General features: G+C 69.9%; 21 protein-coding genes. 4 read left to right on the top strand and 17 right to left on the bottom strand.

What is annotated here, in order from left to right; genetic code table 11:
• Positions 1 to 379: 379 nt before the first annotated feature.
• Positions 380 to 1,411, top strand: coding sequence for an AI-2E family transporter (locus ACIBHY_RS13830; protein ID WP_397306813.1), 1,032 nt, complete (start codon positions 380 to 382; stop codon positions 1,409 to 1,411).
• A 31-nt stretch (positions 1,412 to 1,442) separates the two neighbouring features.
• Positions 1,443 to 2,162 (top strand): helix-turn-helix domain-containing protein, encoded by a 720-nt coding sequence (locus tag ACIBHY_RS13825; RefSeq protein ID WP_397253733.1) that lies wholly within the window; start codon positions 1,443 to 1,445, stop codon positions 2,160 to 2,162.
• 4 nt (positions 2,163 to 2,166) lie between these two features.
• Here the strand turns inward: ACIBHY_RS13825 and ACIBHY_RS13820 are convergent, their stop codons facing one another.
• From ACIBHY_RS13820 to ACIBHY_RS13780, 9 genes are all read right to left on the bottom strand, one after another.
• Positions 2,167 to 3,015 carry a hypothetical protein gene (locus ACIBHY_RS13820; protein ID WP_397306812.1) on the bottom strand — a complete coding sequence of 283 codons (849 nt, stop codon included), beginning with the start codon at positions 3,013 to 3,015 and terminating at the stop codon, positions 2,167 to 2,169.
• A gap of 141 nt (positions 3,016 to 3,156) precedes the next feature.
• Positions 3,157 to 4,353, bottom strand: coding sequence for an ABC transporter permease (locus tag ACIBHY_RS13815; protein ID WP_397306811.1), 1,197 nt, complete (start codon positions 4,351 to 4,353; stop codon positions 3,157 to 3,159).
• Positions 4,350 to 5,003 carry an ABC transporter ATP-binding protein gene (locus ACIBHY_RS13810; RefSeq protein WP_397095407.1) on the bottom strand — a complete coding sequence of 218 codons (654 nt, stop codon included), beginning with the start codon at positions 5,001 to 5,003 and terminating at the stop codon, positions 4,350 to 4,352. Before ACIBHY_RS13810 ends, ACIBHY_RS13815 begins: the two co-directional genes overlap by 4 nt.
• Positions 5,000 to 6,034 carry a peptidoglycan-binding protein gene (locus tag ACIBHY_RS13805; RefSeq protein WP_397306810.1) on the bottom strand — a complete coding sequence of 345 codons (1,035 nt, stop codon included), beginning with the start codon at positions 6,032 to 6,034 and terminating at the stop codon, positions 5,000 to 5,002. The genes ACIBHY_RS13810 and ACIBHY_RS13805 overlap by 4 nt, the downstream gene beginning before the upstream one ends.
• Positions 6,031 to 6,546: a hypothetical protein gene (locus tag ACIBHY_RS13800; protein WP_397306809.1), complete on the bottom strand. Its 516-nt coding sequence runs from the start codon at positions 6,544 to 6,546 to the stop codon at positions 6,031 to 6,033. Before ACIBHY_RS13800 ends, ACIBHY_RS13805 begins: the two co-directional genes overlap by 4 nt.
• Before the next feature lie 23 nt (positions 6,547 to 6,569).
• A complete protein-coding gene (locus tag ACIBHY_RS13795) occupies positions 6,570 to 7,988 on the bottom strand; it encodes a sensor histidine kinase (RefSeq protein ID WP_397253723.1) in 1,419 nt (472 codons plus the stop codon).
• Complete coding sequence (locus tag ACIBHY_RS13790; protein ID WP_397253721.1) at positions 7,985 to 8,653, bottom strand: response regulator transcription factor; 669 nt, start codon at positions 8,651 to 8,653, stop codon at positions 7,985 to 7,987. Before ACIBHY_RS13790 ends, ACIBHY_RS13795 begins: the two co-directional genes overlap by 4 nt.
• Before the next feature lie 43 nt (positions 8,654 to 8,696).
• Complete coding sequence (locus ACIBHY_RS13785) at positions 8,697 to 10,496, bottom strand: hypothetical protein (RefSeq protein ID WP_397306808.1); 1,800 nt, start codon at positions 10,494 to 10,496, stop codon at positions 8,697 to 8,699.
• The gene (locus tag ACIBHY_RS13780) at positions 10,493 to 11,554 is read right to left on the bottom strand and encodes an AAA family ATPase (RefSeq protein WP_397253717.1); all 1,062 of its coding nucleotides are present in this window, start codon (positions 11,552 to 11,554) and stop codon (positions 10,493 to 10,495) included. Before ACIBHY_RS13780 ends, ACIBHY_RS13785 begins: the two co-directional genes overlap by 4 nt.
• Before the next feature lie 238 nt (positions 11,555 to 11,792).
• Between ACIBHY_RS13780 and erm the strand changes: the two genes are divergently transcribed.
• The gene (erm, locus tag ACIBHY_RS13775) at positions 11,793 to 12,608 is read left to right on the top strand and encodes an ErmE/ErmH/ErmO/ErmR family 23S rRNA (adenine(2058)-N(6))-methyltransferase (protein ID WP_397306807.1); all 816 of its coding nucleotides are present in this window, start codon (positions 11,793 to 11,795) and stop codon (positions 12,606 to 12,608) included.
• On the opposite strand, the gene ACIBHY_RS13770 is transcribed toward erm, so the two are convergent.
• From ACIBHY_RS13770 to ACIBHY_RS13735, 8 genes are all read right to left on the bottom strand, one after another.
• Entirely contained in the window at positions 12,597 to 13,988 is a 1,392-nt protein-coding gene (locus ACIBHY_RS13770; RefSeq protein WP_397306806.1) for a hypothetical protein, read from the bottom strand. The genes erm and ACIBHY_RS13770 overlap by 12 nt on opposite strands.
• Positions 13,989 to 14,168: 180 nt before the next feature.
• The gene (locus ACIBHY_RS13765; RefSeq protein WP_397253711.1) at positions 14,169 to 15,104 is read right to left on the bottom strand and encodes a S8 family peptidase; all 936 of its coding nucleotides are present in this window, start codon (positions 15,102 to 15,104) and stop codon (positions 14,169 to 14,171) included.
• Positions 15,105 to 15,245: 141 nt separating this feature from the next.
• A complete protein-coding gene (locus tag ACIBHY_RS13760; RefSeq protein ID WP_397253709.1) occupies positions 15,246 to 17,066 on the bottom strand; it encodes a chitinase in 1,821 nt (606 codons plus the stop codon).
• A 3-nt stretch (positions 17,067 to 17,069) separates the two neighbouring features.
• Positions 17,070 to 18,479: a carbohydrate-binding protein gene (locus ACIBHY_RS13755; RefSeq protein WP_397253707.1), complete on the bottom strand. Its 1,410-nt coding sequence runs from the start codon at positions 18,477 to 18,479 to the stop codon at positions 17,070 to 17,072.
• Positions 18,476 to 20,137 carry a glycosyl hydrolase family 18 protein gene (locus tag ACIBHY_RS13750; RefSeq protein WP_397306805.1) on the bottom strand — a complete coding sequence of 554 codons (1,662 nt, stop codon included), beginning with the start codon at positions 20,135 to 20,137 and terminating at the stop codon, positions 18,476 to 18,478. The genes ACIBHY_RS13755 and ACIBHY_RS13750 overlap by 4 nt, the downstream gene beginning before the upstream one ends.
• A gap of 85 nt (positions 20,138 to 20,222) precedes the next feature.
• Positions 20,223 to 22,484 carry a glycosyl hydrolase family 18 protein gene (locus ACIBHY_RS13745; protein ID WP_397306804.1) on the bottom strand — a complete coding sequence of 754 codons (2,262 nt, stop codon included), beginning with the start codon at positions 22,482 to 22,484 and terminating at the stop codon, positions 20,223 to 20,225.
• A gap of 360 nt (positions 22,485 to 22,844) precedes the next feature.
• On the bottom strand, positions 22,845 to 24,662 hold the full coding sequence (locus ACIBHY_RS13740) for a M14 family zinc carboxypeptidase (RefSeq protein WP_397306803.1): 1,818 nt from the start codon (positions 24,660 to 24,662) through the stop codon (positions 22,845 to 22,847).
• A gap of 92 nt (positions 24,663 to 24,754) precedes the next feature.
• Positions 24,755 to 25,429 (bottom strand): nitroreductase family protein, encoded by a 675-nt coding sequence (locus ACIBHY_RS13735; protein WP_397253699.1) that lies wholly within the window; start codon positions 25,427 to 25,429, stop codon positions 24,755 to 24,757.
• A 93-nt stretch (positions 25,430 to 25,522) separates the two neighbouring features.
• Between ACIBHY_RS13735 and ACIBHY_RS13730 the strand changes: the two genes are divergently transcribed.
• Positions 25,523 to 26,002: an Lrp/AsnC family transcriptional regulator gene (locus tag ACIBHY_RS13730; RefSeq protein ID WP_397253697.1), complete on the top strand. Its 480-nt coding sequence runs from the start codon at positions 25,523 to 25,525 to the stop codon at positions 26,000 to 26,002.
• The last annotated feature ends 45 nt before the right edge of the window (positions 26,003 to 26,047 follow it).

Raw genomic sequence — 26,047 nt, 5'->3', positions numbered from 1 at the left:
AGCAAAAACTCATCATATTCCAGACGAGGTGTTGCATGAAATACTTCATGCACTGGCTTTTAACACACTGTTGAGTTCTCAAGAAACGGACGCGTTTTCCAGCGGCTCATTTCGTTGTGTCTTAATTCTTTCAGCCGGTCCGCTTGGTGTCAAATTGACACTCGCGGGTTGACCTGCGGGAATTTCGACCACCCCGTCTCCGGGGCAACCCCTCTAACTTACTCCGACTTCCGGAGCTTGTCGAATCGGGGGCGTCCGTCCGGGTTCGGCGATCTTGGCCGTTCCCGTGGGACTGGTGAACTCTATGTACGTCTCCCGGAACCGTCAAATCAACGAGATGTACCGGTGTGGTCGGAATCGTGGGGGTAGTACCCCATACGTGAGCGAGCGGTCGACACCCCGCGCGATCATCGTGCTGCTTGGCACCGCCTGCGCACTGATCGTGCTCTTCGGGCTGCGGGAGGTCGCCTCGATCGTGGGCCCCATGGTGCTCGCCCTGGTCCTTGTCATCGCCGTGTCTCCTGTGCGGGGATGGCTGGCCGGCAGGCGGGCGCCCGTCTGGGTCCAGGTGGCGGTGCCGTTCCTCATCGTGGTGTTCGTGGTGCTGGCCATGGTCGCGGTGCTGACCGTCTCGGTCGCGCAGCTGGCCGGGCTGTTGCCCTCCTACTCCGGCCAGTTCCAGGGGCTGCTCAACCAGGCGCAGCGCTTCGCCGCCGAGTACGGGTTCGGGAACGAGCAGCTCAGCAAGGCGCTGCAGTCGTTCGATCCGGGCAAGCTGCTCGGTGCGGCCCAGGCCTTGCTGTCCAGCCTGGTCGGGGTGCTGTCGGGTCTGTTCCTGATCGTGGTGCTTCTGCTGGCGATGTCGCTGGACGCGCCGATCACGGCGAAGATCCTGGCTTCGGTACGCGGCGAGCGCCCTGGGATCATCACCGCCCTCGACACCTTCGCCGGCAAGACCCGGCGCTACCTCATCGTCTCCACCGTCTTCGGGATCATCTGCGCCACCTGCGATGTCATCGCCCTGTATCTGCTGGGTGTCCCGCTGCCGCTGCTGTGGGGCGTGCTCGCGCTCATCACCACCTACATCCCGAACATCGGCTTCGTCCTCGGGCTCATCCCGCCGAGCATGCTCGCCCTCCTGGACGGCGGCCCCAGGCAGATGATCCTGGTCATCGCCGCCTACTGCGTGATCAACGTCGTCTTCCAGGGGCTGGTGCTGCCCAAGTACCTGGGCGACGCGGTGGGACTGTCCACCACGATGACGTTGCTGTCGCTGATCGTCTGGACGTTCGTGCTGGGCCCGCTCGGCGCGTTGCTGGCCATCCCCCTCAGCCTGCTGACGAAGGCGCTCCTGATCGACAGCGACCCGAGCGCGAAATGGGCGGGAGCCCTCATCTCGGGCAAGGCATAACCCGGACGACGGAGGTGTTCTCCCTGACGCCATGTACATCGAACGAGCGCCGCACGCCGGGCTGTCCGGCCGGATCTCCTGGCTGTGGGAACAGGTCGCGGAGTCGGACGGCTCCCAGCTCGTCGTGCCCGACGCCGCCGTCGACCTGATCTGGGGTCCCGGCGGCCTGCACGTGGCCGGCCCTGACACCGGCCCGATGCCGACGCCGATGCGCGCGGGCGACGTCTACGTGGGTGTCCGCTTTCATCCCGGGGCCACCGGCGCGCTGTTCGGCGTCCCCCTGGAGGAGCTGCGCGACCAGCGGGTCCCCGTCACCGCGCTCGGCGGGCCCATGAACGATCTGGCGGCGCGGCTCGGTCCGAGCGGGCGTACCGGAGAGTCGCCCGAAGTGAGGGCGGCGGTGCGGCGGGAGATGGTCAGGGCCGTGACGGAGCGGTGGGGCGAGACGCCCGCGCCCGACGCGGCGGCGCCGGCGATCGCGACCGCTCTGCGGGCGGGACGGTCGGTCCGCGAGGTCGCCTGGGAGCTGGGGTACAGCGAGCGCCAGCTGCACCGCAGAAGCCTGGCCAGCTTCGGCTACTCCCCCAAGGTCCTGCAGCGCATCGTCCGTTTCCAGCGCGCGCTCCGGATGGCCCGCGCGGGCCGGCCGCTGGCCGAGGTGGCGTTCGCGAGCGGCTACGCCGACCAGGCGCATCTGGCCAACGACGTCAAAAGGCTGAGCGGCGTCACGATGGGGACATTGCTCGCCTGAAGCGTCAGATCCGGCCGTAGGCGCGCAGCGTCTTGAGCCGCTCGACCGTGATGTGACCACCCCACTCGGTCTGTACGGCAGGCGTCCACGCCGGCCAGTTGAACCCCCACCCGCCGTCCTTCTGCTGCCCGATCAGCGCGTCCAGGTGGCGTTCGATCACGTCGGGGGCGAACAGCGGCAGCCGCATCGGCTCGGGCGCGAAGTCCAGCGGGAAGTGCGCGTCACCCGGCGCGTCGGGGTCGAGCGCGACGGTGGCCAGGATGACGTCCTTCAGCCGCCCGAACTCAGCCTCGGCCCGTTCCCGGTCGGACGCCAGTTCGAGGAAGAGCACCACGGCCCGCGCCTCGTACGGGGTGGTCTGGTCCTTGATGGCGGCGATGGCCGACCAGCAGAAGTCGGTGGCCCGCACCAGCCACGGGTGCCGCACACCGTGCTTGTGCAGGAGCCCGGCGATGGACGCGGTGGGCACGAGGTTCCCGGGCGGGTCGTCGCCGGTCTGCCACCAGGGAGCCCTGGGCGTGTCACGCACGCTGGGCAGCACGAACGGCAGGCCGCCGTCCGGGGTGCACACGCCGCCCAGGTACGCGCAGGCGCCGTTGACCATGGAGTCGTCGAAGGCGTCGAGCTCGTCGAGGATGTGGAAGGCGACCTCGACGGGCTCCGGCTGGCTGCCGGGGCCGCGCAGGTCGGGTTCGAGGGCGTTGCCGAAGCCGCCGTCGTGGTTCTGGTAGGCGCGCAGGACGTCCAGGACCCGTCTCCGGTCGCCGTCGCCGAACAAGGCCTCGAACCGGTAGCGGTCGAGGAGCCGGGCGTTGAGCTGTATGTATGTCGCGGCGCTGCGCACGATGTCCATGCCGCTCACGTTATCGGGGTCGTCACCGTGGATTCTTGAAGGAATCGGACAGCGGTCTGCCCTAAGGTACGCGCTGGAGACGGGCCGGGCCCTGCGCGGCTGGCGTCCGTGGTCAGGAAGGGCGCGGTCGAGTGGGAGTCGTCAGGTCGTGGCTAGCGCCTCCGTCGGCGACATGCGCGCGGCCCGCACGGCGGGGTAGAACCCGGCCAGCCCGCCGATGACCAGCGTGGCCACGACCCCGCCGGCCATCGCCCAGACGGGCACGATCGACGGCCAGCCCTGCAGGGTCGCGTACAGCGAGGTCACGCCGATGCCGAGCACCACGCCGCCCACGCCGCCGATGGCCGACAGAAGCAGCGACTCGGCGAGGAACTGCAGCCTGATCTTCCCCCGGGTGGCGCCGAGCGAGCGGCGCAGCCCGATCTCGGCCCGGCGTTCGAGCACCGAGATGACCATGGTGTTGGCCACGCCGACGCCGCCGACGAGGAGGGCGACGCCGCCGAGCCCGAGCAGCAGCGCGTTCAGGGTGGCGTCGGTGGCCTGCTTGGCGGCCAGCACGTCCGAGGGCCTGGAGACCTCGACCTCGTCGGGGTGGGCGGGGTTGGCGGTGGCGGCGAGCACGTCGCGTACGGCGGTGACCGACTGTTCGTGCGAACGGGCGTAGACGGTCGTGGAGTAGCCGTCGAAGCCGAGACGTTCCTCGGCGACGGGCCAGCCGACGAGGGCGGCGGTGTCCACCTCGGGGGCGAGCGGCGCGGGGCCGAGCACGCCGACCACGGTGAACCACTGCCCGCCGAGCCATACGCGCTGGTCGGGCCCGGCTTCGACGACGCCGAGCCGGTCGGCGGCCTTGGCGCCGAGCACGGCGGCCGGGTAGCGCTGGGTGGCCTCGTTCAGCCACGAGCCGCTGACCACCTGGGCGCCGACGTCGCCGATGAGGTCGAGCCTGGCGGCGGTGACCGAGACGCTGCCGGTCTGTCCCTCGGGGATGTGCTCGTTGCGGTAGACGTGGGCGGTCGTGGTGCCGGTGGCGGTGACGGAGGTGACCGGAGGGATCTGCCCGATCATGCCTTCGGCCTCGGTGGGCAGGTGGGAGCTGTCGCCGAACATGGTCTGGCCGGGCGAGACCTTGAGCAGGTTGGTCCCGAGCGCGGCCAGTTGCCGGTTGAGGTCCTCCTGGCTGGAGGCGGAGATGCCGACGACGCCGAGCATGGCGGCGATGCCGATGGCGATCCCGAGCGCCGACAGGAAGACGCGCAGCGGCCGGGCGCGCAACCCCGCGCCGCCGACCCGCACGACGTCGCGGGCGTGCATCCTGGCCGGGACGAGGGCGGTCATGCGATCACCTTGCCGTCGAGCATCTCGACCTGCCGGGGCAGGGAGGCGGCGATGTCGCGGTCGTGGGTGATGATCACGACGGTGGTCCCGGCGTCGTTGAGCTCGCGCAGCAGGTCCATGACGCCGGCTCCGGAGCGGGAGTCGAGGTTGCCGGTGGGCTCGTCGGCCAGCAGCAGCGACGGGCCGCCGACGACCGCGCGGGCGATCGCCACCCGCTGCTTCTCCCCGCCGGACAGCTGGTGGGGACGGTGGCCGAGCCGGTGCCCGAGCCCGACCCGCTCCAGCGCGTCCCCGGCGCGCCGCCGCCGCTCGCGCAGGGCGGGGCCGGAGTAGAGCAGCCCGTCGGCGACGTTGTCGAGGGCGGGCACCCCCGCGGCCAGGTGGAACTGCTGGAAGACGAAGCCGATCGTCTGGGCGCGCAGCGCGGACAGCGCCCGGTCGTTGAGCTGCGAGACGTCGTGCCCGGCGATGCGCACGGTGCCGCCGGAGGGCCGGTCGAGGGTGCCGATCATGTTGAGCATGGTCGACTTGCCGGAGCCGGACGGGCCGACGATGCCGAGCAGTTCGCCCGCTCCGATGCTCAGGGTGACGCCGCGCAGCGCCTGGACCTCGCCGTAGTCCTTGCTGACCTCGTGCAGCTCGGCGATCACTTGGGCACCGCCACGGTGGTTCCCTCGTCCACGCCGGTGACCTCGACCTTGCCGTCGGCGAACAGGCCGGCTTCCACCGCCGCGTAGCGGGTCGAGGCGCCCTCGACGACCTGCACGCCGTAGCCGCCCTCGGCGAGGGCGAACAGCGCCCCCACCGGTACGGCCAGCACGTCGTCGCGCTGACCGGACACGACGGTGACCTTCACCGGCCCGGTGTCGAACCCCTTGACCCCGCTCACCGCGACCGTGACCTCGACGGACGTGGTGGTCTCCTGGCCCTCGCCGGTTGTGGTGGCGGTCTTGCCGATGCTGGAGATCTTGCCGCGCACCTCGGTGCCGTCGGGCAGCTCGACGGTGGCCTTCATGCCCTTCTTGACCAGGTGGCGGTCGGCCACGTCGAGGGCGACCAGCACCTCGCGGGTGGTGCCCGTGGAGGTCAGGACGGGGCCGCCGGCCGCGGCGCCGGGCGCGGTCTTGAGCTTGTCGACGCGCAGTGGGCCGTCGGCCACGACGACGTCCTCGGGCTTGACCGTGCCGGTGACGGGGACGCCGATGTCGTCCTGCCAGTCCTCGACGGCCTCGCGGGTGGCCCAGGTGTACTCGCCGTCCACGTCGAAGCCGTCGTAGCCGAGTTTGGCGAGGTTGCGTTCCAGCAGTTCGACGTCCATGCCCTCGACGCCGTCCTGGAGCGTGCGGTAGAGCGGCATCGAGCCGTACAGGAGCGGGACCCGGTCGGCGTCCACGCTGTAGACGGCCTTGCCGCGGGTGATGGTGTCGCCTTCCTTGGGCAGCCAGGTGATGGTGCCCTGGCCGCGTGCGCTGACGTCGGCGGTGGAGCCGTAGCCGAGCGAGCCGTCGACCGTCTTGGTCTCGGTCAGCGTCGTGCGGGTGACCTTGGCGGTGGCGGGGGCGGTGCGGGCGGCTACGGCCGTACCGGATCCTTCGCCGCCGAAACCGATCGCGGCGGCGGCCACGGCGGCGGCCAGCAGGGCCGCGCCGCCCGTCCAGGCGGCGGCGCGCAGGGCCCTCACTTGCGGACCCCGAGCTGCGGGAACTTGGCGCGGCAGGCCTCGACCGCCTTCTTGAACGTGGGGTCGTCGGCGTTGAGCGCGGGGCGCTTGCCGCCGAAGCCGCCGTTGGGGTCGGGGTCGGGCATGTCGACGCCGTTCTCGCGCATGCAGGCGGCATAGCCGCGCAGCCGCTCCAGGTCCTCTGGGCTGAGGTCGGCGCGGTCGCGGAAGGGCCGGTACTGCTTGCACGCCTCGGAGGCCTTCTTGAAGGACTCCTTGTTGACATCCTTGATGTCGATCTTCAGGCCCATCTTGCCATTGGGGTCGGGGTCGGGCATGTCGACGCCGTTGTCCCGCATGCACTGGGCGAACTTCCTGGCCTGTTCCTGCGGGTCGGCGGTCGTGGTGGCCGAGGAGCTCGCGGACGTGCTGGGCTTCGCCGAGGCGACCGAGGCCACTCCCGCCGAGGTCGGTTGCGAGCCGCAGCCCGCTATCGCGGCCAGAGCGCCGATGGCGATGAGAATTCGCGTCATGGCCCGACTGTGGCCGTCCCGGATCAGAGCGGGCTGGGAGCCGCCTCGGAGGCAGGTAGGAATACGCGGAACCTGGCGCCCTCGCCGGGACCGGTGTCGAGCGTCACCCTGCCGCCGTGCGCGTGGACGATGGCCGCGACGATCGCCAGCCCCAGTCCCGCGCCGCCGTCCGCGCGCGAGCGTCCCTGCCCGACCCGGTAGAGCCGGTCGAAGAGGTACGGCACGTGCCGCTCGTCGATCCCCGGCCCGGTGTCGGCCACCTCCAGAACGGCCATGCCGTCGGCGCGCCCGACGCGGACCGTCACCGAGGCGTCGGCCGGGGTGTGGGCCAGCGCGTTGCCGACGAGGTTGGCGGCCACCTGCCGCAGCCGGGCCTCGTCTCCGGCCAGCGAGACCGGGGCGAGCGTGTCGCCGAGCCCGGCCAGCCTGACCTGCCGGCCGGGCACTCTGGCGCGGGCGTCCCTGATGGTGTCGGCGGCGACCTCCAGCAGGTCGACCCGGCCGCGTTCGAGCGCGCGTTCCTCGTCGAGCTGGGCCAGCGTGAGCAGGTCGTTGACGAGCACGCCCATCCTGGTGGCCTCGTCCTCGATGCGGCGCATGGTCTCGTCGGCGTCGCCGCCGCCGCGCCGGTGCAGCTCGGCGAAGCCGCGTACCGAGGTGAGGGGAGTGCGCAGCTCGTGGGAGGCGTCGGCGAGGAAGCGGCGCATGCGGGCTTCGGAGGCGGTTCTGGCGGCCATCTCGTGGGTGACGCGGTCGAGCATGACGTTCATGGCCAGGCCGAGGCGGCCCGGCTCGGTGTGCGGGTCGGGGTCGGGGACGCGGCGGGCGAAGTCGCCGCCGGAGATGTGGGCCGCGGTGTTCTCCATGCGGGTCAGGGGGCGCAGTCCGAGGCGTACCAGGACATCCGCGGCCATGCCGAGCAGGACCAGCACGGCGGCGCTGACGGCTACGGCGATGGCGATGAGCGAGGTGCGGGTCTGCTCCACGTCGGCCAGGGAGGTGCCGATGACGACCGTGTCGCCCATGGGGACGGCGGTGGCCACCACCCGCCAGCCGGCGCCCTCGCTGCCGGGCACGGTGTAGGGGCCGTCGTAGCGGAGGCGGTCGATCTCCGGGCCCGGGTCCTTCGTGGCGGGCAGGGTGGTCTTCAGCGTGCCGGACCTGGTGTAGATCATGATGCGGGAGACCTGGGCCACGCGTTTGGTGAGCAGCCGTTCCAGGCTCACGTCCACGGCCGTGTAGCGCGCCGGCGGCCTGATCGGCGGCGGCTGCAGGATGCGGGTCCCGATGGTCGTGGAGGCCGCGACGAGCTGCTCGTCCACGCGGCGGACGAGCATGCCCTGCAGCAGCGCGATGCCGACGACGTTGGCGAGCACGAGGGCGAGCGTGGTCAGCGCCAGGATCGAGACGACCAGCCGGGTGCGCAGCGTCCAGCGCTTCATCGCGGGCTCCTGAGCGTGTAGCCGACGCCGCGGACGGTCTGGATCAGGCCGGGGATCTTCTTGCGCAGGTAGTAGACGTAGGACTCGACGATGCTGGAGTCGCCGTCGAAGTCGTAGCGCCAGACGCTGTCGAGGATCTGGGCCTTGCTGACCACCCGTCCGGCGTTGGCCAGCAGGTACTCCAGCAGGTTGAACTCGGTGGGCGACAGCTCGACGCGGGCTCCGGCGCGGCGTACCTCGTGGGCGGCGTTGTCCAGCTCCAGGTCGGCGTAGCTCAGCAGTTCGGCGGGCGGGCCGCCGCCTCGGCTGCGCCGCAGGATGGCGCGGATGCGCAGCACGACCTCCTCCAGGCTGAACGGCTTGGCCACGTAGTCGTCGGCCCCCAGTGTGAGGCCCTGCACCCGGTCCTCGACGGTGTCGCGGGCGGTCAGGAACAGCACCGGGATGCGCTCGCCGAGCCGCCGCGCGACCTCGAAGCCGTCGAAGTCACCCAGCATGACGTCGAGCACGACGATGTCCGGCTCGAAGTCGCGGGCGGCGCTGATCGCCTCCGTGCCGCTCTCGGCGGTCCTGACCTCGAAGGAGACCAGCCGGAGTGTCTGCGAGAGCAAGGCGCGGATGTTCGGCTCGTCGTCCACCACGAGCACCTTGGCCGGTCTGTCCATGCGCTCAGGATTACCTGGACAACCTCAAAGCAGCATCAAAGCATCACTTCATGGTGAAGACCGGGCCCCGCGCGCGGAAGGGCAGGTGCCCGCCCTGCGGGATCAGGAACGCGTGCTCGCGCCGGATCCGCAGCACGTCGCACTGGCCGTCGGTGATGAGCAGGATCGGCCCGTCCTGCGGGAAGTCGGGCGCCCGTTCCAGGAGGTTCACGCCGGGTTGCAGGATCGTGCCGCCCCGGCCGCGTACGCGTACCCGCTGGGCGATGTCCTCCACGGGCAGGTAGCCCGCGTCGTAGGCGGCGGCGTCGCAGTAGACCACGCGGGCGCGGGGCACCTCCCTGGCGATGGCGTAGGAGGCGATCGCGCCCAGGGCCTTCCCGAGCATCTTCACGTCCATCGAGCCGGAGGTGTCCAGGACGACGCCGAACGTCGCCTGCCGGACCAGTTCCTCGGGGCGTACCCAGCCGGGGCGGGGGATGTGGGGCGTCGCGGACTGGCGGCGGGAGGCGCGCGCGTACGAGCGGCGCTTGTCCACCGCCGGCACGTGCTCGTCGAACCAGCGCGCCAGCCGCGCGTCCCACGGCAGCGGCGGCTGGTCGAGCGCGCGGATCTCCTGCTCCAGGCCGGCGGGGACGAAGCCGCGCCCGCTGGTCTGGTGGTAGACCAGGCCCTGGGTCAGCGCGTTGCGGTAGTACTCGTCGAGATCCACGTAGCCCTTGACGCCGCGCGGCGGCCGGTCGAGCACGTCGCCGAGCCCGCGCCCGCGCAGCGTCGCCAGCTTGCGCAGCCGCCGCAGGTCGGTGACGATCTGGTCGTAGACCGCCTCGGCCGACTGGCCGGCGAGCGACGGGTCGTGCAGGAGTCCCTCAGGCATCTCCCCCACGCCCATCTCGACGAGCCAGCCGTTGATCACGTAGTCGCAGGCGATGTTCCAGACGTACGGCTCCCGCCCGCCCGTCCGCTCCCCGTGCCGCAGCGCGGCGTGGAGCATCTCGTGGGCCAGCACGAACCGCCACTCCTCGATGGCCAGGCCGGCCAGCGGGTTGACGTAGATCTCCGCGGCCTCGGCGCTGACCGCGGCCACCGAGATGTCCCAGCCGCGGGCCAGGTCGGCGTCGGCGACGACGGTCATCCCCGCGGCCAGCGCGCCGAGCAGCGGGTAGGAGGAGACGAACCAGCGCAGCGCGACGTCCCACGGGCCGTCCGGGCGCCGGTCGCCGGTCGTGCGCGGGGTCCCGGCCTTCTCCAGGGCCGAGGTGGCGGTCCTGGCCACGCCGATGGCGAAGGAGCGTTCGTGGTCGAGGTGCTTGGCGAGGTCCTCGTCACCGATGAGGAAGTCGGCCTGGCCGAGCGGCTCGTACTCCGGGGGCAGCCCGATCCTGCGCCAGCGCTCGGAGAGCGTGACCTCGGGCTCGGACGGGAGTTCGGCGGGCAGCGGCGTGGGGCAGCGGCCCAGCTTCAGCGTGCGCAGGAAGCGTTCGACGTGCACGCAGCAGGCGGCCTGGTAGGCGACGTCGGGCAGGTTGGACCGCTGCCAGGAGGCCACGACCTCGGCGCCGATGTCGCCGGGCGCGCAGTTGCGCGGGTCGGCGTGGCCGAAGCCCAGGTGGAGCAGGAGGTGGGCGAAGATCCACGCCCATTCCTCCGGCTCAGCCTTACGGTGCGGGTGGTGGTGGACGTCGCCGTCGCAGGAGACGGTCGCCCAGGTCTCCTTGGACAGGTCGCCGTCGTCGGCCGGGTTGAGGGTGGCGCGGTAGACCTCGAACAGCGGGTGCCCGGTGACCATGCTCCAGCCCTGGTGCACCTTCAGCCGCCAGGGGTCGAGCTTCTGCTTCTTCCTCATGAGCGTGCCGCGGAGAGCCGGGGCAGATCGCGGCCGACCTCGACGAGGAACCACGTCGGCAGGGCGGGCGCGCCGTCGGCCTCGTTGGCGATGACCAGCTGCGCGCACTCCAGCGAGATCTCGGCCAGCTCGACCAGCAGCGTCTTGGCCCGGAAGGCCAGGTCGCGGCCCCGGCTGGAGGCGCCGCGCTTGTCGGCGGGCAGTTCCTTGATCAGGCGGGCGCGGAAGGTCTCCGACAGGAAGTAGAGCAGGTCGCGCTCCTCCGGCCGGCGCGGCCAGGGCGCCTCGCCCTTGAGGACGGCGTCGAGGTCGTAGGCGTGGCGGACGGTCTTGATGTAGGCGCGGAAGGCCGAGGCGTGGGTGGCGGTGAGGGTGCCGAAGGCGAGCGTGGCGAGGATCTCGTCCTCGATGTCGTCGCCGTAGGAGGTGATGACGTCGGAGAGCATGTGCCAGGCGCGCGGCGAGGAGAAGGCCTCCTCGGTCTTCGGCGGCGCGCTCCACAGGTGGTCGGGGCGCTGGACGAGGTAGTCGACGATCCAGGGGTGGATGCCGCTGTCGGCCGCCCACTTGAGCCAGTCGTCGGCGCTGGCGCGCAGGTGTACGTGGACCAGCCGGTTGATCAGCGCCGAGGCCATGGGCCTGGCCAGGGCGTTGTCGGTGGCGCGGTTGCCGGCACCGATCACGACCGAGCCGGCGGGCAGCTCGTAGGTACCGATCCTGCGGTCGAGGATCAGCGAGTAGAAGGCCTTCTGCACCTCGGGCGAGGAGGCGTTGAGCTCGTCGAGGAACAGGCAGTAGGGCTCGTCCCTGGCGATCGACTCCGGCGGGGCGAAGCGGCTGCGGCCGCCGACGAGTTCGGGGACGCCGATGAGGTCCTCGGGGGCGAGCTGGGTGCCGAGCAACGTCACGCACTCCAGACCCAGGGAGGCGGCGAACTCGCGGACGAGCGAGCTCTTGCCGATTCCCGGGGCGCCCCAGAGGAAGACGGGGCGCACCACGGCGACGTGCAGCAGCAGCTCGGGGAGCTGCGCCGGGGTGACCGTGACGTTTGCCTGCATGCCCACAAGGGTGACGAAGGGGACAGCGGTTTCGCATCCACTTTAATGCGTTGCGGCCATCGGCACGGCCCTCGTAGGGTCGTCGGCATGTGTTGCACCTGCTTCTACAGCATCCGCATCCGCAGCGGCCGGGCTCTGGCTCGCTAGCGGACTGCTCGACTTCTCAGCGCGTCCGTAAAAGCGCGCCCAGGGCCCTTCGAGATCCCCTTCATCTCAAGGACCCGAAAGGGCTGCAGCTGTGGCGCAGAACTTCGCACACGGTAACTTTTCCCACACTCAGAAGAAGGCCAGGAACTCCGGCGGCGGTCGCACGCCCAGAGACAGGGCGCGGCGTGAGCTCTCACAGAACTTCCTGGTCGATCAGCATGCCATCGACCTGATCGTGAAGGCCGCACGGCCACACGGGCTGATACTCGAACCCGGCGCCGGTGAGGGCGCGCTGACCAGCGCCCTGGCGGGCCAGGAGGGCGTGGAGGTCGTCGGCTACGAGATCGACCCGCTGCTGGCCGCCAAGCTCAGGGCCAGGACCGGGCTGACGATCGTCAAGGGCGACTTCACCAAGGCCAGGCCGCCGAAGGAGCCGTTCGCGGTGGTCGGCAACATCCCGTACTCGATCACGTCGAAGATCGTCGACTGGTGCCTGCGGGCGCGCACGATGACCTCGGCGACCCTGCTCACCCAGCTGGAGTACGCCCGCAAGCGCTCGGGCGACTACGGCCGGTGGAGCCTGGTCACGGTGGAGAGCTGGCCGTGGTTCCACTGGGAGTTGCTCGGCCGGGTCGGCCGGGAGAGCTTCCGGCCGGTGCCCGCGGTCGACTCCGGCATCCTGCGCATCGAGCGGCGTCCCGAGCCGCTGGTGGAGGATGCCGCGGCCTGGCGGAAGCTGGTCGAGCTCGGGTTCACCGGAGTGGGCGGCTCGCTGCGCGCCTCGCTGAAGACCCGCTACGAGGGCGTCGACGCCGCCCTGCGGCAGGCGGGCGTCGAGCGCGACGCGGTGGTGGGCTACGTCCACCCCGACCAGTGGATCACCGTCTACCGGGAGCTACACCGCTGACTTCATCCGCCGCTCGGCGGGTGCGGACACGGGGGTGGCGAGCTCTGGGGCCGTCGGATTGCGGCGGTTCCAGGGCATCGCCATGACCAGGATCGGCAGCAGCACGATGGAGGCCAGCGCCCACTCCGAGTGCAGTGCCCACCAGGTGTTCTCGTCGAACTGCGTCATGTAGAGGTAGCCGTAGGCCGCCCAGGCCGAGCAGCCGATGATCGCCGGCCAGGCGAAGCGGGTGGGCCTGGCGACCAGGAACGGCATGAACCACATGAGGTACTGCGCGCCGAGCCGGGGCGTGACCACCATGAAGGCGATCAGCATCGCGATGGTCATGTCGATCGGGTCGGCCCGGCGCCACAGCAGCACGCAGGCGACCATGGTGGCGTAGATCAGGTAGGTGCCGGGGACGACGAGGTCGGGACGCAGCTCCCAGTTGCCGCCGCTGAACTGCGCGGCCCAGCCCCAGTCGCCGACGATCGGCCGGATGTCCCCCATGACGGACATCGCTTCCCGGATCTGGCCGAGCGAGGTGTTCACCACGAGCGGCAGCGAGAGCAGGAAGAGCACCGGCACCAGGCCGGTGAAGAACAGCGAGACGATCCTGGCCCGCAGGTTGGGCAGGAGCAGCAGCATGCCCGGGATCAGCCAGATCGGCCAGCTCTTCGAGCACAGCGCCAGGCCCATGAGCGCTCCGGCGAACATGCCGCGCCGCAGGTCGTGGCGGTCGTCCCCGGTCGGCATGAGCGAGCGGTGCAGCAGGCCGCCGGGCCGGATCACCCTGGCCAGCGCGTTGCGCCAGCCGTAGGCGGCCACGCCGCGACGCAGGCGCACCCTCACCTCGGTCGTGACGCCCATCCGGTGCGGCGAGCCCGGCCCTCTGGCCACCACGAAAGCGGCCACGCCGAAGGCCAGCGCGACCGGCTCGACCTGGCCGTGGATGGCCGCGACCAGCAGGGCCAGCGGGTTGAGCGCGTACTGCAGCGCGCGCAGGTTGGCCTTGGGGCCGCCGGACAGCTTGGCCACCAGCGGGATCAGCGCGATGTCGGCCACGATCGTGACCAGGCGCCCGGCGAACTCCCACGGGATGCCCAGCCAGAGCAGGAAGCCGTAGACGTACGGGATCGTCGGCAGGAAGTGCCAGCCGCCCTCGCTGGCCAGGACCGGGTCCTGGCCGTTCAGGATGGCCACGCCCGCGGGCTTGAAGCTCTCCATGAAGTCGACCGGCTGCCAGGCGTCGTCGGCCGCGGTGAACAGCAGAAGCGTCCGTACGGCCACGCCCACGAGGATCGCGACGACGAGGGATGGTCTCCAGTTACGCCATTGGGCGAGTAGGGCGAGCAGGACACCGGCGACGAGGACTATCCCCGTGAGGACTGCGTATTCCATGGCGGCCTCTAGCCTGCCGTACCCGGGAGGGTGCTGCCACCGGGGTCGTCGAAAGCGCGATCAGACATGACACTCGATAAGTATGCTTACCAACACCATTTGTGCACTCCTTTTACCTGCAGTGACGCCTGGCCACAGCGCTGTTCCGGCCGGGAAATTCACAGGAAACTCTTAGCTCGTTCACCTGCCCAGTGCCGCCCGCGCGTCGACGACGCCCAGGCCGAGGCGCAGGTCCTTGGTCGGGTTCCGCGCGGTCTGCCGGATGGCTCGCATGGTCTGGTCGGGGGTCTTCCCCTGCCCGATCAGAAGCGCCGCCAACCCCGCCACGTACGGCGCCGCCATCGAGGTGCCGTCGAGCAGGCCGTACCCGCTGGTGTTCTCGCGGGTCTCCGGGGTCGGGTAGGTCGGCAGCGTGGACAGGATGCGCACGCCGGGAGCGGCGACGGCGTCCTCCGCACCGAAGTTGGAGAAGTCGGCGGGCTTGCCCTGCTGGTCGCTGGCGCCGACGACCAGGACCTGCGTGGCCGTCTTGTACGGCTGCTTGACGGTGCCCTCGTTCCCGGCCGCGGCCACCACGACCGCGCCCCTGCTGTAGGCGTGCAGGATGGCCGGGTTGAGCGTGCCGCCCTTGAGCAGCCGCGACAGCAGGCCGGTCTCGCCCAGGCTGAGGTTGATGACCTTGGCGCCGTTGTCGGCGGCCCAGACGATGCCCCTGACGATCGTGGCCCGGTCGCCCGATCCGACGGTGCCGAGGACACGTACCGGCATGATCATGGCGCCGGGCGCCGCGCCGGAGATGCCGATGCCGTTGCGGGTGACGGCGGCGGCGATGCCGGCCACGTGGGTGCCGTGGCCGTTGCGGTCCTTGGGGTCCTGGTCGCCGTCGACGAAGTCGTAACCATCGACGATCTTGTCCTTGAGGTCGGGGTGGTCGGTGTCGACCCCGGTGTCCACGATCGCGATCACCACGCCGTCGCCCTGTTCCTGCGTCCAGGCCTGCGGCAGCTTGATCACCGGGAGGCCCCACTGCTGGGGTTCGAGCGGATCGGGCTCGGGCGAAGCGCAGCCCGCCACGATCGCCAGGATCGCGGCGAGCGTCAGAACTCGCCTCATCATGTCCCCCGATGCTCACGATAAGTCCCGACAAGACTACACAGAGCACCTAAAGGGGTTGGCGGGAGGAGCGAGGTGAGGCGCCTCGGGGGAGGTAACCCGGAAACCTCTCCCGAGGAGCCTCAGCCCCGCTCCTCCCGGGTCTCAGCCGAGCGCGTTGAGATACGCCCGGTGGCTGCGGGAGAATTCGAAGGAGTTGTACTTGTCCCAGTTGATCGACCAGGTCATGAGCCCCCGCAGGTTCGGATAGACCCCACGCGGCCGGTACGGCCCGCAGTTCGTGCCCTTGGCCAGGCAGTCGAAGGCCTTCTGGACCTCGGCCACCGTGGTGAAGCCGTTGCCCGCCCACGGCGCCGCGGGCAGGCCGATGGCGACCTGGTCCTGGCGGAGCGCGGGGAAGACGTTGGCGGTGTTGCCCATGATCGGGAAGCCCGCGAGCAGCATGTCGGTCATCGCGACGTGGAAGTCGTGGGTGCCCATCGTGTGGTACTGGTTGTCCAGACCCATGATCGGCCCGGAGTTGTAGTCCTGGACGTGCAGGAGCGTCAGGTCGTCGCGCATCGCGTGGATCACCGGCAGGTAGGACGCGGCGCGCCGGTCGGCGGACCCGCTCGGGCCCGGTCCGTAGAACTGGTAGCCGAGCTGGACGAAGAAGGTCTCCGGCGCCATGGTCAGCACGAAGCGGGAGCCGTACTTCGCCTTGAGGGTTCTGAGGGCGGAGATCAGGTTGACGATCACCGGGGTGGTCGGGTTGCTCAGGTTGGTGTCGCCTGAGTTGAGGTAGAGGGAGTGGCCTTCGAAGTCGATGTCGAGGCCGTCCAGGCCGTAACGGTCGATGATCGCGCTCACCGAGGAGACGAACGTGTCACGTGCGCCCGCGCTGGTGAGCTGGACCTGGCCGTTCTGGCCGCCGATGGAGATGAGGACCTTCTTGCCCGCGGCCTGCTTGGCCCGGATGGCGGCGATGAAGTCCGCCTCGGACTCGACGTTCGGGCACTCGGCCGCCGGGCAGAGCCGGAAGCGGATGTCGCCCGAGGTCACCGAGGTCGGCTCGCCGAAGGCGAGGTTGATGACGTCCCACTCGTTCGGGACGTCGGCCATCCGGATGTAGCCGGAGCCGTTGGCGAAGGAGGCGTGCAGGTAGCCGACCATGACCCGCTTGGGCAGCTGGCCGCCGGGCCCGCCGCCCTCGGTCGTGGTGCCGGGGACCTCGGAGGTGTAGGCGGAGCAGTTGCCCGAGCCGTCGCAGGCGCGGACCTTGAAGCGGTAGGTGGTCTTCGCGGTCAGGCCGCCCACCGTGGTCGAGGTGCCCGTGACGGAGGTGGGGGCGGCGCCGTCGCGGGAGAGCTCGTAGCGGGCGATGGTGCCGGAGTTGTCGGTGGAGGCCGACCAGCTCACCGCCAGCGAACTCGGGGTGGCGCCGCCCACGGCGAGGTTGCCGGGGACGGTCGGCGGAGTGGTGTCGTCGGGCGGCGGGGTGCCGGGCGGCCCGTCGAGCACCACGTCGTCGGCCTGGTAGGCGCCCTGGCCGTACCAGCTGTTGACGTAGACGGTCACGCTGGTCGTGCTCGCGCCGGTGGTGAAGGTCGTGCTCAGCTGGCGGTAGGCCGAGGGCGATGACGTCCAGGTGCTGACGTCGGTGGTGCCGGTGCCAAGGGCGCCGAGGAAGACGTAGCCGCCGCGCACCCAGGCGGACAGGGTGTAGGAGGACGAGGGCTTGACGCTGATCACCTGCTGGCAGCGTCCGGTGTCGCTGCCGGCCGGGGTGGCCTGCAGCGCCTTGGACCCCGAGTGGACCGGGGTGGTGACCGCCTGGGCTCCGGACGAGGCGGTGCAGGTCCAGTTCGCGAGGTCGCTCTCGAAGCCCGGGTTGCTCAGGATGTTCGCGGCGAGAGCGGGCGTGGCGGAGACCGCCGTGAGGCCGAGGGCCAGCACGGCGGCCGCCGCGATATGACGAAGACTCATCGCCTAGAACCCCGCGGTGATGCGGGTGAACTCCCAGTCGGCCTGGGCGATGCCGCTGCAGTCGGAGCGCACGCCGCCGCCCGGGCACGGCCGGTCGCGGTTGACCGCCCAGTACGCCAGCCTGGTCAGGCCCTTGGACTTGGCCCAGTCGCGGATCTGCGTCCAGATGGCGGTCGAGGTGAGCTCCTGTTGGTCGGACAGGCCGTTCATGCCGGAGATGCCCATGCGGGCGTAGGCCTGCGCGTCGGTGTAGCCGTAGGCGTTCTTCAGCGCGGTCTTCAGACCTTCGGAGGCGTTGACGGTGTCCTGGTACATGTTGGAGCCGCCGAAGTCGAACGGCATGATCGTGAAGTTGTCGATCGGCACGCTGAGCGCCTTGGCCTGGTTGATCAGGCGGACGCCGTGGGAGTTCGGGCCGGTCCTGGTGGTGCCGAAGGTCACGACGATCTTCACGCTCGGGTTGTTCTGCTTGACGATCTTGAGGGCGTTGAGGATGCGGTCCTGCACCGTGTAGTTCTCGAACTCGTCGGTGTTCTCGATGTCGAAGTCCACGACGGCCGGCCCGACGGCGTTGATGACCTGCTGGACGGCGCCGGCGAAGGCCTGCGGCGTGGAGCAGTTGGGGCCGAGCTTGTTGCCCGACCAGCCGCCGAAGGAGATCTGCACGTTGCCGCCGGCGTTCTTGATGGCCGAGATCGCCTGGGCGTCGGTGCCGCCGGTCAGCGGCCGGTTGCCGTCCCACGCCGGGTTGCAGCCGCCGCTGGCCAGGATGAAGGCCATGGTGAAGGACTTCACCCCGGTCGCGCTCATGACGGTCGCGGGCGCGGGCGGGTTGCCCCACCCCATGTAGAGGTACGGCGCGCCGGCCATCTTGCCCGGCGGGTCGGGGTTGGTGCAGCCCGAGGTGGTGGCCGCGGCGTCACGGCCGGTGGACTCGCCCACGTTGTTGTAGGCCTTGACCGTGTAGCTGTGCGACTCGCACGTGCCCAGGCCGGAGATCGTGGCGCTGGTGCCGGTGACCGTCGTCTTCAGGGTCGAGCCCTCGTAGACGCGGTAGCCGGTGACCGTCCCGGAGGAGGCGCCCCAGCTGAGCGAGATGGAGTTGTTGGTGACCGTGGTGCTGATGGTGCCGGGCTGGCCGGGCACGCCCGGCTGCGGGGTGCTGCCGCCGGCCTTCCACAGCGCGGGCACGCGCGGCGGTTCCCATCCCGGCAGCGAGGTGTGGCCCTGGATGGCGGTGTAGGAGGTGCCCTGGTAGGTGACGACGGCGCCCACGGCGTACGGGGTGTAGGGCGCCCATTCGGCGAAGAACGCGATCGTGCGGACGGAGCCGGCGGTCGCGGTCGTCGCCGCGGCCAGGCCCCCTAACAGCAGGGCGGCGGCGGATATCAGCGCGACGAGTAGGCGTCTCATGGCATTCCCTGAAGGTGCGGCTTGACGGTCTTGGAGAAGTTCCAGTTGTGGCTGGCGTCCCAGTTGATGGACCAGGTCATGGCGCCCCTGATGTCCGGCCACGCCTGCGGGGGCACGAAGCTGCCGCAGTTGGTGCGCTTGGACAGGCAGTCGAGTGCCTGGTTGACCAGGCTCGGGTTGACGACTCCGCCGCCCGCGGCGCCCGGCCCGGCCGGCAGGCCGAGGGCGACCTGGTCGGCGCGCAGGCCGTTCTGGAGCTGGATGCAGGCCAGCGCGGTCATGAAGTTGACCGTCCCCTGCGAGTAGGCCTGGGCCTGGTCGCAGCCGAGCATGCTGCCGGAGTTGTAGTACTGCATGTGGACGACCGTGAGGATGTCCTTGATGTTCAGGGCGAGCTTGAAGTACTCCATCCCGGTCGACTGCATGTCGATGGTCTGCGGGGCCATCGTGATGATGAGGTTCGAGCCGGCCTTGGCGCGCAGTTCCCTGAGTGCCTGGCCCATGTAGGTGGCGTTGAGCCCGTTCTCCAGGTCGATGTCGACGCCGTCGAAGCCGTAGCTCTGCATGATGCCCCAGACGCTGTTGGCGAACTGGGTCGCGGCGGTGGAGCTTGCCACCTGGACGCGTCCCAGCTCGCCGCCGACGCTCAGGATGATCTTCTTGCCGCGCTGGTGCAGGGCCTGCACGTCGGCGCGGAACTGGGCGTCGGTGTAGCCGCCGAGCGCGCTGGCGAGGCCCGGGTCGAGGTTGAAGGTCACCTGGCCGGGGGTGCTGGTGGCCTCGGCGAAGGCGATCGCGACGAGGTCGTACTCGTTGGGCACCGCCGACAGCCGCAGCTCGGTGGCCGGGTTGACGAAGTTGTGCCAGTAGCCGGTGAGGAAGTGCTTGGGCAGCGGGCCGCCGCCGGTGCAGCCGGTGGTGGTGCCGGAGGCGTCGCGCCCGGCCGACTCACCCACGCTGTTGTAGGCCTTGATCGTGTACGTGTGCGACTCACACGTACCCAAACCCGAAATCGTGGCACTCGTACCGGTCACCGTCGACCTCAACGTCGCACCCTCATAGACGCGATAACCCGTGACCGTCCCACTGGACGCACCCCACGACAGGGCCAGCGAACTGTTCGTCGCCGTCACCGACGCCGCACCCGGCTGACCGGGAATGCCCACGCACCCGGTGGTCGTGCCCGAGGCGTCGCGCCCGGCCGACTCACCCACACTGTTGTAGGCCTTGATCGTGTACGTGTGCGACTCACACGTACCCAAACCCGAAATCGTGGCACTCGTACCGGTCACCGTCGACCTCAACGTCGCACCCTCATAGACGCGATAACCCGTGACCGTCCCACTGGACGCACCCCACGACAGGGCCAGCGAACTGTTCGTCGCCGTCACCGACACGGCACCCGGCTGACCGGGGACGGTCGGCTGCGGGTCGCCCTGGACGCTCTTCCAGAGGGCGGGGACGTTGGGCGGCTCCCAGCCGGGCTGGGAGGTGTGCGACTGGCGGGACTCGAAGTCGGCCGAGTTGTAGGTGACGCGGGTGCCGGTGGGATAGGAGGTCCAAGCCTGCCACTGGGGGTAGGCGACGGCTTGGGCGGGTGGCCCGACCAGGCCGAAGATCAATCCGACGACCAGGACGAGTAAGGCGCGATATTTCATGAATTCTCCGGTTTCGAGTCGTACGGCCCGCGCCCCTGGGGGGCGAGGGCGCGAGCCGTACGGGCCCGTGGGGTGGGGGGTGTGTTCAGCGCAGGCCGTTGTTCAGGGCCGTGGTGAGGGATCCGTCGTCGCCCGACATCTCCCAGACCATCGCGCCCAGCAGGTTTTTGGCCTTGATGTACTCGGTCTTCTTGCCTATGGACCAGGGATCGTCGAACGTCCACCACTGACCACCGGGGCCGGTGTGACAGTAGGAGGCGATCGATTGTTCGTCGTGCCTGACCGTGCAGCCGGGCACCCGTGAGGCGATGTTCTTGTAGCCGCGCGTGCCCGCCTCCTCGGGGAAGTCGCCGGGCGCGGCGCCGTTGGCCGACTGCCATTCGCCGAACTTGCCGCCGTCGGCCACCTGCTGCCAGCCGCGGCCGTAGTAGGCCAGGCCGAAGGTCAGCTTGCGCGGGTTCACACCCGCGTCCAGGTACTTCTGGATGGCCTTGTCGACGCTGAAGTCCGGGTTGTACGGCGAGTCGGTGTCGAGGTGGAGGTTGCCCTGGTGACCCGTGCGGTTGGGCTCCCAGGAGTTGTCGCTGCCCGCGCCGTGGAAGTCGTAGCCCTGGACGTTGGCGAAGTCCAGGTACTGGAAGATCCTCGACAGGTCCCATCCGGCGTCGATCTTGACCGGGTCGGCGGGGGTGAAGGCGGTCAGGAGGTAGCGCTTGCCGGTGGTGACCGTCAGCGCGTCGAGCTGGGTACGGAACTCCTGCAGCAGGAGCGTCAGGTTGTTCTTGTCGTTCGGGCTGACGTGGTTGCCCGCGTGGCCAGGGGCGCCCGGCCACTCCCAGTCGACGTCGATGCCGTCGAAGACGCCCGCCGCCACGCCGGGGCCACCGCGGCCCTGGTAAACGGGCAGGTCGCCCTTGATGTACATGTCGATGCAGGACTTCACGAACGCCTTGCGCTTGGCGTCGGTCGAGGCGGCGTCGGAGAAGTACTTGGAGTAGGTCCACCCGCCGAGCGAGATCAGCGACTTGAGGTGGGGGTGTTTGGCCTTGAGCTTCTTGAGCTGGTTGTAGCTGCCGGCCAGCTTCTGGTCCCAGGTGTCGCCCACGCCGTCCACCGACTCGCCCGCGCCGAAGCCCTTGACGTAGTCGGCCCACGCGTCGCCCGCGCCGTCGCCCTGGTTGGGGTCCTGCGGGTTGGGGGTGGTGGCCCGGTCGACGCCGTTCATGCAGGTGTGCTGCGTCGGGTGAACGTTGGAGAAGGCGTAGTTGATGTGGGTGAGCTTGGCGGCCTGCGCGTCGAGGCTCTTCATCGTGTACGCGCGGCCGTAGATGCCCCACTGCACGAAGTAGGCGACCTTGTTGTAGCTGCCGCCCGGGGTCTCCGGCTGGGTCTTCGCGGTGAACGGGGCGCTCTTGTCGGACTCGTTGCCCGACGGGTCGACGGCGCTGACGGTGAACGTCTGGTTCGTGTCGGGCGGCAGGCCGCTGACCGTGGCGCTCGTCGTCGTGGAGGTGGTCTTCAGGGTGGCGCCCTGGTAGACGCGGTACTCCTTGATCGTCCCCGAGTTGTCCGCCGAGGCGTTCCAGGCCAGGCTGATCGTGGTGCTCGTCTGGCTGGGCGAGCGCAGGCCGGCGGGCACGCTCGGCTTGACCGTGTCCGGCGTGCCGGTGGTCGAGACCGTGACGGGGGCGCTCTTGTCCGACTCGTTGTTCGACGGGTCCACCGCGCTGACCGTGTAGGTGTGCGTGGAGCCGGGTGACAGGCCGGTGAGCTGCGTGCTCGTCCCGGTGGCGGTCTTGACGACCGCGGCGCCCTCGTAGACCCGGTACTCCCTGATCGTCCCCGAGTTGTCCGTCGAGGCGTTCCAGGCCAGGTCGATCGTGGTGTCGGCGCGCGCGGTCGAACGCAGGTCGCCCGGCACGCTCGGCTTGACCGTGTCGGTGGGCACGCCGTCACACGGGTTGCCGTTGAGCTTGCAGTTCTGCGGTACGGCCTGCGCGCCGCCCGGGTTGCCGAGGAAGCCGAAGGTGACGGCGGCGCCCGGGGCGAGGGTGCCGTTCCATCCGACGTTGCTGAAGGTGAAGTGCTGCCCGCTGCGTGCCAGGGTGGCATCCCAGAACGAGCCGACCGTGATGCCGGCGGGCAGGTCGAACTCGACCTTCCAGCCGCTGATCGTGCTCGTGGTGCCGTTGGTGACGGTGTAGCGGCCTTCGAAGCCGCTGCCCCAGTCGGAGCTTTTCGTGAACGCCGCGGTGGCCGAGGCGGCCTGAGCGGGCCCTGGAACGAGGAGGGCTAACAGCAGACTTGCCAGCGCGGTCAGGGAAAGTAAGGGAAGGGTACGCCGCATGATCGCTCCCTTGGCGGGAGAACTGTGGGGGGTGTTCTGCCCTGTGAGGGGTCAGGCAGGTGGTACGGGCGGCAACGGATGGTGATCGTGGCAGGCTGTGGGGGGTGGGGGGCGCGCCATGATGGCCTCGGTTCAGATCTTCTCTTAGGAAAGTTTCCTAAGAGTTATGGCGATCGTAGGCTTGACACCCATGCCTTACAAGACCTAATTCCATCTTCAATCGCCGCAGCTGGTCACCAACTCCGCGCCACGGGTTAAAAGCGCACCGTAACGGCGGCTTCGCCGTACCCGCAAGACGGCCCGGCCCAGAGAGAAGAGCGCGCCCCCACACGCGGGTGGGGGCGCGCCGTCGGGAGGGGACTACGGCTGCTGCGTGATCTTGACGTCGTCGACGCCGGCCTCCACGAGGGAGGCGGTCGAGGCGTCGGCGGCCTCGATGAGGATGCGGACGGTCTGGCCCGCGAACGGGGTCAGGTTGGCGTTGGCCACGCCCCACGAGCCGTTGCGGTTGCTGGCCGCGCCGAGCTGCTCGAACACCTGGGAGGTGGTGTTGCCGACGACCTTCACGCGGAAGTAGTCCGCGTTGGAGGCGTTGGAGCCGTGGGCCACGTACCACGACAGCGAGAGGGACAGCGTCCCCGTGGCCGGCAGCGTGATCTGCGGCGACTGGATCGAGGTCAGCCCGCCGTCGATGTCGTGGTCGCCGGCCGCGGCCCCGGCCAGGCGGCCGGTCACCAGGTCGTTGGCGCCGCTGACCGTCGTGCCGAGCTGCTTGGCGCCGCTGGAGGTGGTGGCCTCGGGGTCACCGCGCTCCCACAGGCCCGTCGTGGCGCTGCCCGGGACCGCGGTCCAGCCCTTGTCGGTCTCGAAGTCGTCGGACCAGACGGTGGTGCCCGGCGTGGTACCGCAGTACTGGGCCTCCTTGCCGATGATGCGGTACACGCAGTCGGAGTACTCCAGGAAGCGCAGGACCGCCTCGCGGTTGCGCGTGGTCTGGGGCACGATCTGCTCGTCCGGCGGGTAGAAGCCGGGACTCGCGGTGCGCGGGTACATCTCGAACGTGAAGCTGAAGATCTTGTAGACGCCCCACATCCAGTCGTCGATGGTCCCGTCGGTGATGTACAGGTCGCTGGCCTGCTCCGGCGTGTAGTTGTTGGTGGAGGCCATGTTCTGGCCGAGCGTCGCGTGGGCGTCACGGTCGTCCTGGGTCAGTCCCGGCGCCGTGTCGTTGAAGGTGTAGCCGTAGGGCCACAGGATCAGCTCGCTGTAGGTGTGCCAGTCGATGTGCGACCTGATCTGCTGCTTGCCGCCGACCACCCGGGTGCGCACCCAGTCGGCCACCGCCTTCACCTCGACCGCCGACTCGGGGGCCGTGCCCCGGTAGGTCTCGCTGGAGGTCGAGCCGGAGGAACCGCCGCAGCAGCCCCAGTTGTAGTTCCAGTTGCGGTTCATGTCGGTGCCGACCGCCGTCGAGCCGGAGTTCGGCTGGCGGTTCTTGCGCCAGGAGCGGTAGCTGCCCGTCGCGATGTCGTACTCGCCGCCGTCCGGGTTGAGGTCCGGCAGAATCCAGATCTCGCGGGTGTTCACCAGGTTGGTGATGCGCGCGTCGGTGCCGTAGTTGTCGGCCAGCAGGTGCATGAGGTACAGCGCCATCTCGACCGTGAGGTGCTCGCGCGCGTGCTGGTGCGCGGTGAACAGCACCTCGGTCTCGTTCTCGTCGGTGCCGACGTTGTCGCTGACCTTCACGCCGACGAGCTGTCTGCCCTGGTACGACGTGCCGTAGACGAACTTGCTGGCGATGCCCGGTTTGGCGGCGACGAGCGCGTTGATGTTGGCGTTCATCTCCGCGTAGTTGTGGTAGCCCGAGTCCGACGGCGGGAAGTCAAACGCCGCCACGCCGGACGGGGATAACGGGCGTGGCACCTCCGTGACCCGGTAGCCGAGCTTCTTGATCGCCGCGACCTCGGCGGACGTCGCGGTGACCAGGACCGAGTCAGCCGCCACCTCCTCGATGGCCGCGCCGGTGCCCGAGACCGCGCTGCGCTGGCGCGCGTCGGCCGGGCCCTGAACCCGATACTGCTTGTTCGCGGGCGGTTCGGCACCCGCGCCCACCTCGGTGATGCCGGTCAGGCAGAACAGGCCGAGGACGGCAAGCAGGATCGTTAATCGGCGTCTCACCTCGTTCCTCCTCAGGCACGCGATTAGGGGGGTGTGTTGACGCGCGCCTGCACCGAGAGTGAAGACTTCCGCTCAGCCGGAAAAGGCCCAATTCAGCGGTAGTGCACCATGGCTTGCTCTAGTGGCTTCCTGGTTAGGTCCGGTACCTCGGCGCCGGCGGCGGCGTAACCCACGGGGAACAGGATGTAGGGGCGCTCGTTGGCGGGGCGCTCGCAGATCTCGGTGAGGAAGGCCATCGGGTTGGGCGTGTGGGTGAGCGTGGACAGGCCCATCGCGTGCAACGCGGCGATGAACAGGCCGCAGGCGATGCCGACGCTCTCGTTGACGTAGTAGTGCTTGGTCTTGCCGCCGCCGGGACGCAGGCCGTACTTCTCGGCGAAGCAGACCACCAGCCACGGCGCGACCTCCAGGTAGCGCTTGTCGGAGGTGGTCTCCAGCGGGGCCAGCGCCTCGCGCCACTCGGCGGGCAGCCGGCCGCCCTCGTAGTTCTGCCGCTCCTCGACCTCGGCGGCGTCCCTGATGCGGCGCTTGGTCTCCTGATCGCCGACCACGACGAACTTCCACGGCTGCTGGTGGGCGCCGGAAGGCGCGGTGTTGGCCGCCAGCACCGCCAGTTCGACGCAGCGAAGCGGGACCGGCTCGTCGCTGAAGAAGCGGACGCTGCGGCGCCGGTCGAGGAAGTCGTAGAACTCGCGGCCGCGGGCGAGCATCTCGTCCGGCTCGTACCGCTCCGGCGTGTAAGGACGGAACGGGAACTTGTGCTCCATGAGGACGCAGTCTGCGGATACATGCCGGATATGACAACCGGCCGCCCGCTATCCTGACGATCTGACAGCTGAAGCCGAGTATCAGGAGACAAAATGGCAGCCAAGCGCGCCGGGCTGGACGCGCTCGACCTCCGGATCCTCCGGCTGGTCGCCGAGCATCCCCGCAGCGGACTGCTGGAGTTCGCCCGGCTCCTGGGCGTGGCCCGCGGCACCGTCCAGGCCCGCCTGGACCGTATGGCCGCCGACGGCGTGATCACCGACTTCGGCCCCGGCCTCTCCCCCGCCGCGCTGGGCTACCCCGTGCAGGCGTTCACCACGCTGGAGGTGCAGCAGGCCTCCCGCGAGCACATCTCCCGAACGCTGGCGGCCATCCCCGAGCTGATCGAGGCCCACATCGTGACCGGCCCCGGCGACGTGTGGTGCCGCATCGCCGGCCGCGACCACGAGCACATCCAGGAGATCATCGACCACATGCTGACCATCGACGGCGTACGGCGCAGCACCACGGTCATCACGCTGTCCACCGTCGTACCACACCGCGTCCTCCCCCTGGCCGCACGGGCTGCCAGCTAGCCGCCAGGCGCCTGCCAGCCCGTCGCCAGCCCCGACCGCGAACCT

Source organism: Nonomuraea sp. NPDC050547 (assembly GCF_044457345.1).
Taxonomy (GTDB): Bacteria; Actinomycetota; Actinomycetes; order Streptosporangiales; family Streptosporangiaceae; genus Nonomuraea.
This window is presented reverse-complemented; position numbering and strand designations above follow the sequence as displayed.

Bases quoted from the DNA above. Each gene is read 5' to 3' on its own strand.
- ACIBHY_RS13825 (WP_397253733.1), top strand. From the start codon at position 1,443: ATGTACATCGAACGAGCGCCGCACGCCGGGCTGTCCGGCCGGATCTCC.
- ACIBHY_RS13820 (WP_397306812.1), bottom strand. From the start codon at position 3,015: ATGGACATCGTGCGCAGCGCCGCGACATACATACAGCTCAACGCCCGG.
- ACIBHY_RS13815 (WP_397306811.1), bottom strand. From the start codon at position 4,353: ATGACCGCCCTCGTCCCGGCCAGGATGCACGCCCGCGACGTCGTGCGG.
- ACIBHY_RS13800 (WP_397306809.1), bottom strand. From the start codon at position 6,546: ATGACGCGAATTCTCATCGCCATCGGCGCTCTGGCCGCGATAGCGGGC.
- ACIBHY_RS13795 (WP_397253723.1), bottom strand. From the start codon at position 7,988: ATGAAGCGCTGGACGCTGCGCACCCGGCTGGTCGTCTCGATCCTGGCG.
- ACIBHY_RS13790 (WP_397253721.1), bottom strand. From the start codon at position 8,653: ATGGACAGACCGGCCAAGGTGCTCGTGGTGGACGACGAGCCGAACATC.
- ACIBHY_RS13785 (WP_397306808.1), bottom strand. From the start codon at position 10,496: ATGAGGAAGAAGCAGAAGCTCGACCCCTGGCGGCTGAAGGTGCACCAG.
- ACIBHY_RS13780 (WP_397253717.1), bottom strand. From the start codon at position 11,554: ATGCAGGCAAACGTCACGGTCACCCCGGCGCAGCTCCCCGAGCTGCTG.
- ACIBHY_RS13770 (WP_397306806.1), bottom strand. From the start codon at position 13,988: ATGGAATACGCAGTCCTCACGGGGATAGTCCTCGTCGCCGGTGTCCTG.
- ACIBHY_RS13765 (WP_397253711.1), bottom strand. From the start codon at position 15,104: ATGATGAGGCGAGTTCTGACGCTCGCCGCGATCCTGGCGATCGTGGCG.
- ACIBHY_RS13760 (WP_397253709.1), bottom strand. From the start codon at position 17,066: ATGAGTCTTCGTCATATCGCGGCGGCCGCCGTGCTGGCCCTCGGCCTC.
- ACIBHY_RS13755 (WP_397253707.1), bottom strand. From the start codon at position 18,479: ATGAGACGCCTACTCGTCGCGCTGATATCCGCCGCCGCCCTGCTGTTA.
- ACIBHY_RS13750 (WP_397306805.1), bottom strand. From the start codon at position 20,137: ATGAAATATCGCGCCTTACTCGTCCTGGTCGTCGGATTGATCTTCGGC.
- ACIBHY_RS13745 (WP_397306804.1), bottom strand. From the start codon at position 22,484: ATGCGGCGTACCCTTCCCTTACTTTCCCTGACCGCGCTGGCAAGTCTG.
- ACIBHY_RS13735 (WP_397253699.1), bottom strand. From the start codon at position 25,429: ATGGAGCACAAGTTCCCGTTCCGTCCTTACACGCCGGAGCGGTACGAG.
- ACIBHY_RS13730 (WP_397253697.1), top strand. From the start codon at position 25,523: ATGGCAGCCAAGCGCGCCGGGCTGGACGCGCTCGACCTCCGGATCCTC.